A 10377-nucleotide genomic window follows, 5' to 3' on the forward strand; every position below is an offset into this window, starting at 1 on the left:
GGGCGGGACGGGCGCGCTAGGCACGGGGGCATGGCCGACACCAGCCCCCCGCGCACCGCGCCCACCCTGGTCCTCATCGACGCGTCCGGCTTCATCTTCCGCGCCTACCACGCGATTCCGCCGCTCACGTCGAGCAAGGGCGTGCCCACCAACGCCGTGCTCGGCTTCACGCGCATGGTGCTCAAGTCCCTGCGGGACTTGAAGCCCACGCACGTGGCGCTCGCCTTCGACAAGGAGAGCCGCACCGAGCGCCAGAAGATAGACCCCAACTACAAGGCCCACCGCGAAGGGCCGCCCGAAGACCTGGTGCCGCAGTTCGCGCTCATCCGCCGCGTGGTGGAGGCGCTCAACCTGCCCATCCTGGAGTTCGCGGGCTGGGAAGCGGACGACGTCATCGGCACGCTGGCCCACAAGGCGAAGGCCGAGGGCTTCTGCGTCCAGGTCGTCACCGGGGACAAGGACTTCATCCAGATTGTCGACGAGGACGTGCGCCTCTTCGACCCGATGAAGGACGTGCACACCCGGCCCGAGGACGTGAAGGAGCGGCTGGGAATCGAGCCCCGGCAGATGCGCGACTACCTGGCGCTCATCGGCGACGCGGTGGACAACGTGGCCAAGGTGCCGGGCATCGGCCCCAAGACGGCCACGGAGCTCATCCAGCAGTTCGGTGACGTGGACACGCTCCTGTCCCGGCTGGACGAGGTGAAGAAGCCGAAGGTTCGGGAGAACCTCGCCTCGCATAGGGAGAGCCTCCTGCTCGCCAGGCGGCTGGTGACCTTCAAGACGGACTTGCCGCTCGACGTGCGCGTGGCGGAGCTGACCCGCAAGGAGGTGGACTCCGCGCGCGCGCGGGAGCTCTTCACGGAGCTGGAGTTCTACGCGCTGCTCAAGGACCTGCCCCAGCAGGGCCTGCCCGAGTCCTCCGAACCCGCGAAGGAGAAGCCCGCGCCCCTGGCCGTCACCACGACGCTGGTGGGCACCGACGCGGAGCTCCAGGCCCTGGCGGAGGCCGTGCGCGTCGCGGGCTCGGTCAGCCTGATTCCGGCCTACGAGGGCATGCCCTTCGCCTCGAAGCTGGTGGGCCTGGGCGTGGCGTTGCCGGATGCGAGCACGCGCTACGTGCCGCTGCGCCACGCGGTGCTGGGCGCCACGCAGGTGCGGCCCGAGTCCTTCACCGCCGCGTTCCGAGGCGTGTTGGAGGACCCGGCGGTGAAGAAGGGAGGGCATGACCTCAAGGCCCTCACACTGGTGCTGGCCAACGAGGGCCTCACCCTGGCTGGGGCGCACGACGACGTGGAGCTCTTGAGCTACCTGCTCAATCCCTCACGGCGCGAGCACGCGCTGGCGGACCTGGCGCGCGAGCGGCTGGCCACGGAGCTGCCCGCGCTTCCCGCGGCGGCGGAAGGCAAGCGGGGCAAGAAGGACAGGGCGCTGGCGGACCATTCGCCGGAAGAGGTCGCCTCGGGCTTCGCGGTGCGCGCGGAGGCGGCGCGCAGGCTGGCCCCGGAGCTTTGGAAGGAGCTGGAGGAGGCGAAGCTCGCGCAGCTGGCGCGGGAGCTGGAGCTGCCGCTTTTGCCCATCCTCGCGCGGATGGAGCAGCGGGGCGTGAGCCTGGACACGGTGGAGCTGGCGCGCATCTCCGTGAAGGTGGACGCGGCCGTCGAAGCGCAGGTGAAGGAGGTCTACAAACACGCGGGCCACGAGTTCAACATCGGCTCCAACCCGCAGCTGGTCCAGGTGCTCTTCACCGAGCTGAACCTGCCCATCATCAAGCGCGGCAAGACGGGCCCCTCCGCGGACCAGGAGGTGCTGGAGAAGCTGGCCGAGGACCACCCGCTGCCTGGCGCCATCATCGAGTACCGCAGCCTGTCCAAGCTCAAGAGCACGTACCTGGACACGCTGCCCACGCTGGTGGCCCCCGACGGGCGCATCCACACGACGTACCACCAGGCGGCCACCGCCACCGGCCGCCTGTCGTCCACCGACCCCAACCTCCAGAACATCCCCGTGCGCACGGAGCTGGGCCGGGAGATTCGCCGCGCCTTCGTGGCCGCCCCGGGCCACCAACTGGTCAGCGCGGACTACAGCCAGGTGGAGCTGCGTCTGTTGGCCCATATCGCGGATGACGCCGTGCTCGTGGAGGCGTTCCGCAACGACGAGGACGTCCACAGCCGCACCGCCGCCGAGGTGTTTGGCGTCGCGCCCGACCAGGTGGACCGCGAGCAGCGCAGGGTGGCGAAGATGGTGAACTTCGGCATCGCCTACGGCCTGTCACCCCACGGTCTGGCCACCCGGCTGGGAATCCCCCAGGAGACGGCGCGCGACATCATCGAGCGCTACTTCATCCGCTACGCGGGCATCCGCCGCTACCTGGAGGAGACCGTCAACACGGCGCGCAAGACGGGCTACGTGGAGACGCTCTACGGCCGCCGGCGCTACATGGCGGACCTGAACTCGAAGAACCGGGGCGTGGCCCAGGCCGCCGAGCGCGCCGCCATCAACATGCCGATTCAAGGCACCGCCGCGGACCTCATCAAGAAGGCCATGCTGGTGGTGGACGCGGACCTGCGTGCCCAGGGCCTGCGCACGCTGATGCTCCTTCAGGTCCACGACGAACTCCTGCTGGAGGCACCCGACGCGGAAGTGGAGCAGGTGAAGGCGCTGGTGACGCGCGGCATGGCGGGCGTGGCCACGCTGAAGGTGCCGCTCAAGGTGGATGTCGGCGCGGGGCGGAGCTGGTCGGACGCCCACTGAAAAACAACACGGGAGGAGCGCCCACCCCCGTAGGCGCTCCCCCCGCGGACCCACTCGTTTTTTCGCTACCACCCCCACAAACAATGCCGACCCGTCCGACCGGCGAGTCGCGCGGACCCCCATCCACGCGTCTTGCCAGCGGCTCGCGATGCGCGCTCACCACTCCCCAGTGGGAGCACGCGACCCCACAAGGCGTGCCATGAGGTCCCCACCCCTGGCACGCTCCCTCCCGCCGGCCTCGGACCCTCCCAAGATTGGAGCGTCAAGCCGGACGGGTCGGCAAAACCGACCACCCTCAATGCATCGCGGTACGCCCATCCCTCGAGCCCGGCGGCACGTGTCTGACGCGTGAAGCCCGCTCGAAGTACTCCACCACCAGACCGCCGAAGGGCACCCGAGGCCCCTCGACTCTCGAATCCCTCAGTCGCTGAAGCAGCGCCACCGCCGAGTCCACCGCCTCATCCACGGCGCGGTTGATGCGCTCCTTCTCCCAATCCCCGCCGCCGAGCACCTCCGCGGCGTCCACCAGGCAGCGCCGCAGCGCCGAGAATTCTTCGTGCAGGGCGCGCGCGCCACGCTCCGGCGACAGGCGCAGCACCGCTTTCGTACGGCTCCAGGGGCTCGTGTCGTCCCCCTCCAGCGTCAGTCCCAGCTCCCGGACGAAGGGCTCCACCAATCCGTCGAGCTGACTCAGCGGAGTCTGGTTGCCGTCCGTCGCTTCGTGAGCCGACATCCGCATCCGGCGCCACAGCGCCGCGATCCGGTCTGGCTGCTGGCGGAAGAACCGCGCCAGCCCGGCTGCCTTACGTCCCCGCTCAGTCATGTCCGGTGCCTTCCGCATCGCACCGGGAGCTATAGCAAGTCGGTTGCCAGCGCTTGGGACGTGGCCTCTCCAGGAAAATCAGCAGCTTGGAAAGGGCACTGCCGCGCGTGGGGAGGCGACGAAGTAAAAACTTCGGGGTTCGGCTTGTAGACCTGTCCGAAGGTCCAGACAGGCCCCGGGTGGAGGGCGCGACTCAGTGCAGCGTGGGCTTGGCGGTGCGGGCTTTCAGCTCGTCATCGCTCCCGGCCGCCTGCTCGCTCTCGTGCTCGGGTCCAACGGAGTACTCGCCTGACGTCGACTCGGCGTGAGGCGGCGACTCGGGGTGCTCCGGCTCTGGTTCCGACGCGGGGGGGCCGGGCCAGTACAGCTCCTGAAGCGGCGCGGAGGGACCCGACAGGGGCGTGCCGGCCTCGGCCGCCTGCTGCTGGGCCACCATCATCAGCCGCAGGGCGGCCTCGTCCGCGGCCTCCTGCGCCGTCATCTCCGCCAGCCGCGCGGCCTTCTGCTGGCGGCGGCGCGCGTACGCGGCCACGCACAGGATGGAGGCCGTCAACCACAGCAAGGCGGAGCTGGTGGTGAGCGGCAGCCACCCGTAGCGGGCGGCCAGCCCGTCGCGCCAGCCAGACTCCTCCACGTCCAGCGAGGTGTGGAACGCCTTGCCGAACGCCGTCTCGAAGGGCTCCCCGTCGCGTACGCCGTCGATGAGCAGTCCCATGGCCTGGGGGCCGTAGCGCGTGGAGAGGTGCGCGACGAAGGCGGCGCTCTGGGCGTAGGCGATCTCCACGTCGGCGGGCAGGTCAGGCCAGTCGGAGGACAGGTCCTCGAAGTGGAAGACGCGCTCCTGCGTCACCGCGCGAAACAGGGCCGAGTAGTGGGTGAGCGAGAAGCGCTCCCCGGTGACGTTCTGCGCGACGCCCTCCTGGAACCACCGGGGCCAGCCCCGGGCGAGCTGTCCCAAGGCCACGTGCGCCAGCTCGTGCCTCAGCGTCTGCTGGCCGTCCGGCGCGTGGAGGCTGAGCGCGTCCAGCAGGATGATTTGATGCGTGGGGTAGGCCAGCGCCACGGCCCAGCCCGGAGGCCGGCCGCCGGGGAGCGCCAGCGCCTCGAACTCCTCGCGGCCCACGCCCAGGCGAATCTCCGTCACCCCAGGCCAGTCGCGCCCCAGGATGTTGCCGAAGCCGTCGCGCACCGATTCAATCTTCTCCGCCAGCTCCCTCGCCGCCACGGTGGCCGCCGCCGTGTGGAGGATGCGGAAGCGCTTCGTCGACAGCTCTCCGGCGACGATTTTGGGCCGGGAGTGGGGGACGAGCACCACGTCGTCCACCAGGGCTTCGCCCCCGTGGGGATGGGAACCGGAGCCTTCACCCAGGCCCTGGGCCCACGCCCGAGGCATGGCCAGCAGCAACAGGAGCAGGACGAGCAGGTGGCGCATGCGGGGGCCTCGCTATCCCCCAGACATAACAGCCTCGACCCGCGCCGCATCAACCCCCACCACCTGAACGCGTTTTCGGCGCGACGCGTCACCCGCGACGAGCGTGACTTGCCGCCGGGGCACACCGAGCTGCTTGCCCAGGAACTCGAGGAGGGCGGCGTTGGCTTCCCCATCCACGGGCGGAGCGGCGAGCTGGATTTTCAACAACCCGTCATGTTCCCCGACGACGCGGGTGCGCGAGGCGCGGGGCTGGATGAGCAGGGCCAGCTCCACGCCGTCCGGCACGGACTTCAGCCAGGGCGCGGCCATGGGCTACTCGTTGCCGTTGGCCTTCTTCTGGGACAGGTAGGCCACGTTGTCCTCGACGCGGGCGTAGTCGCGGTCCGCGAAGGTGGGGGCCTTGAAGGTCTCCAGCAGCTTCTGGTGCGCGTCCAGCACCGAGCGCACCTGGGACTCGAACTGGGTGCGCTGGCGCTTGAGCTCGTTGATGTCCTCCACCACCTGCACCAGCCGCTGATGCGCGCCGTGGACGATCTTCTCCGCCTGGTGCTCGGCGTCCGCGATGATGATCTCCGCCTCCTTCTTGGCGGCGGACTGCAGGTCCTCGCTGATGCGCTGGGCGGTGACCATCGTCTCCTGGAGGGTGCGCTCGCGCTCCTGGTGCTGCTCGAGCTTGAGCTGCGTGCGCTTCAGCTCCTCCTTGAGCGCGATGTTCTCCTTCACCACTTCCTCGAACTCGCCGGCGATCAGCTCGAGGTAGGCCTCGACTTCGCGGCGGGAGAAACCTCGCAGCGCCGTTTCGAACCGCTTCTGCCGGATGTCGAGCGGGGTGATCTTCATGCGCGCGAGTCTAACGCAGGCCGATGACTTCTCCAGGATTCGGCCCCCGCGGGCGACGCCGCGCCCCCCAAAGCGCTCCTCGCCTGCTCGCCTGGTGGGGCGGCGAGCGACGTGCTCAGCGCGAAGCGGGCGGCGCGTTCCACTGCTCGGCGACGGCGCGCGCGGCGTTCTGCACCACCGAGGTGAGGCGGGAGTCGGTGGCCGCGTCCTGCACGGTGCGCCGGGCGGACGCGGTCCGCTGGAAGACGAGGCCGTTGAGGGCCTGAATCTTCAGTGCGTCCGGCATGCGGGGGTGGCGCACCACGTTGCCCAGGATTTCCTCGGCGCGGGGGTGCTGGAAGAGGGCCACCGCGCGCAGCACGGCCTGCTGGGTGCGGGGATTGGGGTCCCACAGGTGCGTGGCCAGCGAGTCCAGCGCGCGAGGGTCTCCCAGCAGGGCCAGGTCCTCCACGGCGATGGCGCGGACCTCCTCGGGCGCGGGGCGGGCGGCCCACAAGAGGGCGCGCAGCAGGGCGGTGTCGTCCGCCGAGGCCACGGGGGCGGGGGGCTCGGGCGGCGCCGGGGCGGGCCGGGACGAGGTGGGGGCGGGGCGGCTGGCGGCGGGCGCGGGCGTCCGGGCCGGAGCGGCGGCGACGAGCAGCAGTCCGGCGACGAGCAGGGGGCTCATGGGCCCCTATCTAACCCGAAAGCCGGGTGCCTGGAGCAGCCGCGCCCGTGGAGATTTTCTTGACGCGATCTCCCGACATGGGAGTTTGGCGGTGCTACAGGCGTGTTGCTGACGGGAGCAAGTGCTGATGAACACTGCGGTTTCGAGCTGGCGGACCCTGGAGAACGTGGAGGTGGAGTGCACCCACTGCGGCATCCGGATGACCCTTCAGATGGGGAACCGGGTTCGCTACTACCGGTGTTCCGGCTGCCACCGCTGGGTCAGCAGTACCTACACGGACGTGCTCCGCGCGGACGCGAAGGTGCGCACCCACCCGGTGAAGGACACCGGCGCCCAGGATGAGCGCTTCATCGAGGTGAAGGACCGGCTGGAGCGCTGGCTGTCCGCGATCGAGGACCAGGACCCGTACCAGCTCCTGGGCGTGTCGCCCCTGGACTCGGCGGAGAAGGTCCGTGCGCGCTACCACGCGCTGGCGTTGGAGCGGCACCCGGACCGGGGCGGCTCCGTGGAGAAGATGCGCGAGCTGAACGTGGCCTATGAGCGCATCCTCCGCCACCAGCAGCACAAGCGTCAGGACGCCCTGACCTCCGGCACCGTCTCCGCTTCCGCGCTGCCCGCGCGCAGCAGGTAGCCCCAGAACAATCCCCCCAGGGCCAGGCCGAGCGCGGCCTTCGCCCAGGTGGGGAACAAGTCGCCCGGGGACACGTAGCCCTCCACCACGCCGATGAGGGCGAGGAAGGGCGCGCACCCCAGCACCAGCTTCACCGCTTCCCGCCCGCGCAGGGCCAGTGCCTGTCCCCGGGGCAGCTCCCCCGGGTCGATGAGCGACTGGCCCACCATCAGCCCCGCTCCGCCCGCGATGACGATGACGGACAGCTCCACCGGGCCGTGCGCGGAGATGAAGTCCATCAGCCTCCCCAGCATCCCCTCGCGGGCACACAGCGCGGCGATGGCGCCAATCTGCACGCCGTTGTTCACCAGGATGAACACCGTCCCCAGCCCGTAGAACAGGCCCATGGCGAAGGTGAGGATGGTGACGGTGAGGTTGTTGGTGGCGATGCCCGACGACACCGAGTTGGGCGGCGCCACGGACAGGATATCGTCCGTCCACATGCGGCCCTGGGCCACGTACTGACGGACGCCCGCGGGCACGAGCAGCTCCGCGCCCCGAGGCTCCCACAGCACCACCAGCGCGCCCAGCAGCAGGCCCAGGATGAACAGCGCGGCGCTGGCGCCCACGTAGCGCAGCTCCCGGCGCAGCGTCTGGGGGAACTCGCGGCGGAAGAAGGCGCGCACCGAGGCCCAGCGCTCGCGCGGGGGTTGGTAGATGGCGGCGTAGGCGCGCGCGCAGAGCTGGTTGAGGAAGCGGTGCGCGTCGGTGCCCGGGTAGAACGTCTGCGCATGCGCCAGGTCCGAGGCGGCGCGGCGATACAGCGTGTCCAGCGTGCGCAGCTCCTCCAGCGTCAGGGTGCCCTCGCGCTGGCGCGTGAGCAGTGCCTCCAGGGAGTCCCAGCTTCCACGGTGGCTGGCGACGAAGGCCGGCAGGGCAACGGCCATCTCTAGCGCTCCACCTGAACGTGGGCCCGCAGGAACGCCTCGGTGGCCTCGGCCGACGCGAGCACCGTGACCTGCTCCTCGGACGTCAGCCCGCCCAGCTTCTCCACCAGCTTCGTCCCCATCCTCCGCCGGACGTCGGCTTGCAAACCGGGCGCGCGCGTGAGGAAGGCCAGCACCAGCTCCACCTCGTCCGGCGTCAGCGCCCGTGTGGCTTTCGGACCCGGGGCGCCGGCTTCGGGCGCCCTCGTCGCGGTGTACTTGTCCAGGTCGATGCGCTCCTCGCGCACCAGCACCGTCCCAGCCAGCAGGTCACCCAGGCGTCGGTGCTGCGGCGTCAGCAGCATGCTGATGCAGCCGGCGGCATAGACACCCGGCAGGAAGTCCACCGCGCGGCACAGGTTGCGCACCGCGCTCTCGTAGAGGCCCCCTGGCGAGCCATCCAGCCGCACCACGCGGATGCGCAGCGCCCGCTTGCCCGGTGTCTGCCCATGGAAGAAGACCTCGCCCAGCGTCCAGTACAGCCACTGTGTGGCGAAGATGCCCACCACCAGCAACGTCTGGCCCACGCCCGACAGCCCCTGGAAGACGCCGAGCACGTCCGATACCAGCAGCGTGAAGACGAAGTACGCCACCACCCAGAAGAAGAAGAGCAGGCTGGCGTCCACCAGCCACGCGAGGCACCGGTAGCCGATGCCGGCCACGGGCAGGGAGAGCGCCACGCGTTCCGGCGTGGCCACGGCGAGGTGCGGAGTCGAAGCGGTACTCATGTCCGCTACCCAGCATACACGCCGCCCGCCGTACCATCTCCCACCTGTTGCGACCCGGCTGTCTGGCTAATCCAGGCTCAGAGGGGTGTTGCGTGGTGGACATCCCGACCCACGACGGGGGACGGCGGGTATCGGCTGTTGGACGGAAAAGGCTGTCATGGACGTGACAGCGATGACGAACCAACGGACGCGGTGCCCGAATCCAATCCGATTCGCGCACACTTGACACTCGCGCCAGGGGCGCCTTCGCCTCTGCGCTTTCCCGGTGTTAGGGTATTCGTGGCGTTGAACCTGGAGCTGGCTCCAGCGGAGGTGGAGCCCGGAAGGACGTCGCGAGTCGTGGGTAGTTGAAAGCAGTCAGGGAGTCGGGTCTTACATCGATGGGCCGATCCCGGAGTGGTTCAGCGGACGTGCACGCACGACCTGGAAGCCTCTTCCCGCTGGCCTGAGCTGTCCGGAGGTCGGAAGCAGTCAACACTGCAGTCCAAGTTGTTTCGCCATGGCGGCTGGGGGGCCTTCGCATGGCAACTAATCAAGCAGCGATCCGTGTATCCATTCTCGAAGGACCGTGGGCGGCGTGGGAAAGCCTCGCCGACGGTCTTCGCGGCGAGGGTGTTGCCGTGACCTCGGTGACGAGGGACGTGCGACTCTTTCTCGATGGGCTGGGAACCGATCCGCCACAAGTGGCGGTGATGGATGTGGAAGGAGATAGCGAAGCGGCCGTGGGCTGCTCTGTGACCGAAGGCATCAACCTGTTGCGCGAAGCCCGCAAGCGTCGGCTGGAGGTGCGCATGTTGCTCCTCTCGGCCGTGAGTGCTCCGGAGATCATCTCCCAGTGCTTCGACGAGGGTGCCTCCGGCTACCTCTTCCGGAAGGGGCTCGGCACGTCCGCCGTGTCCTCGGCCATCAACTCGCTGGTGCGAGGTGAGCGGCTCTTCCCGGTGCAGCTGTTGCGCAACGACTTCGAGCATCCGCCCGTCACGTCACCCACCGCGAGTGTCCTGCTGGCGCTCACTCAGCGCGAGCGCGAGGTCCTGGCGTATGTGGCCGGGGGCGCGGACAACTTGAAGATCGCCGCACATCTTCAAATCGCCGAGCGCACCGTCAAGTCGCACGTCACCCAGCTCTACCGGAAGCTTGGGGCCGAGAACCGCACCCAGCTGGCGTTGCGCGCCTGCCATCTGGGGGTTCGTCCGCCGCCGGACCTCTGAGACGTTGAACCCCGCCCTCGGACCCCAGTGAGTTCACCGGGGTCCGTCAGGCGGGGCGCTCGTCGCTTCAGTTCTTCAGCGCCTGCTCTTCCATCTTCTTGCGCAGGCTCAGCGGACGCATGTCCGTCCACACCTGCTTGATGTGCTCGAGGCACTCGGCCTTCAGGCCCTGCTTGCCCGCGTCCTTCCAGCCCGGCGCGTTCTCCCGGTCCGCCGGCCAGATGGAATACTGCTCCTCGTGGTTGACGACGACCTTGTAGATCGTCGTGTCCTCGCGCTCGTCCGCCATGTGAGTGACTCCTGAAAGTGGCTGCATCTTGTTCACA

The 10377-nt window shown here is 69.4% G+C and carries 11 protein-coding genes; 3 read left to right on the top strand and 8 right to left on the bottom strand.

Translation table 11 applies throughout. The annotated features are described in order from the left end of the window. The first annotated feature begins 30 nt into the window (after positions 1 to 30). Positions 31 to 2754 carry a DNA polymerase I gene (gene polA / locus HUA78_RS43370; protein WP_174478867.1) on the top strand — a complete coding sequence of 908 codons (2724 nt, stop codon included), beginning with the start codon at positions 31 to 33 and terminating at the stop codon, positions 2752 to 2754. 295 nt (positions 2755 to 3049) lie between these two features. On the opposite strand, the gene HUA78_RS43375 is transcribed toward polA, so the two are convergent. From HUA78_RS43375 to HUA78_RS43395, 5 genes are all read right to left on the bottom strand, one after another. Continuing rightward, a complete protein-coding gene (locus tag HUA78_RS43375; protein WP_141648452.1) occupies positions 3050 to 3595 on the bottom strand; it encodes a hypothetical protein in 546 nt (181 codons plus the stop codon). Positions 3596 to 3770: 175 nt separating this feature from the next. Beyond that, positions 3771 to 5009, bottom strand: a complete 1239-nt coding sequence (locus HUA78_RS43380) for a peptidase MA family metallohydrolase (protein WP_141648453.1) — start codon at positions 5007 to 5009, stop codon at positions 3771 to 3773. Between the two features lie 12 nt (positions 5010 to 5021). Further along, complete coding sequence (locus HUA78_RS43385; RefSeq protein WP_174462395.1) at positions 5022 to 5318, bottom strand: DUF167 domain-containing protein; 297 nt, start codon at positions 5316 to 5318, stop codon at positions 5022 to 5024. 3 nt (positions 5319 to 5321) lie between these two features. Further along, positions 5322 to 5849, bottom strand: coding sequence for a DivIVA domain-containing protein (locus HUA78_RS43390; RefSeq protein WP_141648455.1), 528 nt, complete (start codon positions 5847 to 5849; stop codon positions 5322 to 5324). A gap of 115 nt (positions 5850 to 5964) precedes the next feature. Continuing rightward, the gene (locus HUA78_RS43395) at positions 5965 to 6516 is read right to left on the bottom strand and encodes a HEAT repeat domain-containing protein (protein WP_174459004.1); all 552 of its coding nucleotides are present in this window, start codon (positions 6514 to 6516) and stop codon (positions 5965 to 5967) included. A 127-nt stretch (positions 6517 to 6643) separates the two neighbouring features. Here HUA78_RS43395 and HUA78_RS43400 point away from each other — a divergent pair, with 127 nt between their 5' ends. Next, positions 6644 to 7147 carry a J domain-containing protein gene (locus tag HUA78_RS43400; protein ID WP_141648537.1) on the top strand — a complete coding sequence of 168 codons (504 nt, stop codon included), beginning with the start codon at positions 6644 to 6646 and terminating at the stop codon, positions 7145 to 7147. Here the strand turns inward: HUA78_RS43400 and HUA78_RS43405 are convergent. Together HUA78_RS43405 and HUA78_RS43410 are read right to left on the bottom strand one after the other, a co-directional pair. Beyond that, the gene (locus tag HUA78_RS43405) at positions 7087 to 8073 is read right to left on the bottom strand and encodes a stage II sporulation protein M (RefSeq protein ID WP_141648538.1); all 987 of its coding nucleotides are present in this window, start codon (positions 8071 to 8073) and stop codon (positions 7087 to 7089) included. The two genes, HUA78_RS43400 and HUA78_RS43405, sit on opposite strands and share 61 nt — an antisense overlap. Positions 8074 to 8075: 2 nt before the next feature. Next, positions 8076 to 8840: an RDD family protein gene (locus HUA78_RS43410; protein WP_174478868.1), complete on the bottom strand. Its 765-nt coding sequence runs from the start codon at positions 8838 to 8840 to the stop codon at positions 8076 to 8078. 521 nt (positions 8841 to 9361) lie between these two features. On the opposite strand from HUA78_RS43410, the gene fruA reads away from it, so the two are divergent. Then, the gene (gene fruA, locus HUA78_RS43415; RefSeq protein WP_141648540.1) at positions 9362 to 10051 is read left to right on the top strand and encodes a response regulator transcription factor FruA; all 690 of its coding nucleotides are present in this window, start codon (positions 9362 to 9364) and stop codon (positions 10049 to 10051) included. A gap of 67 nt (positions 10052 to 10118) precedes the next feature. Here the strand turns inward: fruA and HUA78_RS43420 are convergent, their stop codons facing one another. After that, the gene (locus HUA78_RS43420; protein WP_141648541.1) at positions 10119 to 10340 is read right to left on the bottom strand and encodes an MbtH family protein; all 222 of its coding nucleotides are present in this window, start codon (positions 10338 to 10340) and stop codon (positions 10119 to 10121) included. Positions 10341 to 10377: the final 37 nt, after the last annotated feature.

Origin of the sequence: Myxococcus sp. CA033, from assembly GCF_013336625.1 — a bacterium.
Lineage (GTDB): Bacteria > Myxococcota > Myxococcia > Myxococcales > Myxococcaceae > Myxococcus > Myxococcus llanfairpwllgwyngyllgogerychwyrndrobwllllantysiliogogogochensis.

What these genes read in the sequence shown, in the direction of transcription:
- HUA78_RS43375 (WP_141648452.1), bottom strand. Translation starts at nt 3,595, where the DNA reads ATGCGGAAGGCACCGGACATGACTGAGCGGGGACGTAAGGCAGCCGGG.
- HUA78_RS43395 (WP_174459004.1), bottom strand. Translation starts at nt 6,516, where the DNA reads ATGAGCCCCCTGCTCGTCGCCGGACTGCTGCTCGTCGCCGCCGCTCCG.
- fruA (WP_141648540.1), top strand. Translation starts at nt 9,362, where the DNA reads ATGGCAACTAATCAAGCAGCGATCCGTGTATCCATTCTCGAAGGACCG.
- HUA78_RS43420 (WP_141648541.1), bottom strand. Translation starts at nt 10,340, where the DNA reads ATGGCGGACGAGCGCGAGGACACGACGATCTACAAGGTCGTCGTCAAC.
- polA (WP_174478867.1), top strand. Translation starts at nt 31, where the DNA reads ATGGCCGACACCAGCCCCCCGCGCACCGCGCCCACCCTGGTCCTCATC.
- HUA78_RS43380 (WP_141648453.1), bottom strand. Translation starts at nt 5,009, where the DNA reads ATGCGCCACCTGCTCGTCCTGCTCCTGTTGCTGCTGGCCATGCCTCGG.
- HUA78_RS43405 (WP_141648538.1), bottom strand. Translation starts at nt 8,073, where the DNA reads ATGGCCGTTGCCCTGCCGGCCTTCGTCGCCAGCCACCGTGGAAGCTGG.
- HUA78_RS43400 (WP_141648537.1), top strand. Translation starts at nt 6,644, where the DNA reads ATGAACACTGCGGTTTCGAGCTGGCGGACCCTGGAGAACGTGGAGGTG.
- HUA78_RS43390 (WP_141648455.1), bottom strand. Translation starts at nt 5,849, where the DNA reads ATGAAGATCACCCCGCTCGACATCCGGCAGAAGCGGTTCGAAACGGCG.
- HUA78_RS43385 (WP_174462395.1), bottom strand. Translation starts at nt 5,318, where the DNA reads ATGGCCGCGCCCTGGCTGAAGTCCGTGCCGGACGGCGTGGAGCTGGCC.
- HUA78_RS43410 (WP_174478868.1), bottom strand. Translation starts at nt 8,840, where the DNA reads ATGAGTACCGCTTCGACTCCGCACCTCGCCGTGGCCACGCCGGAACGC.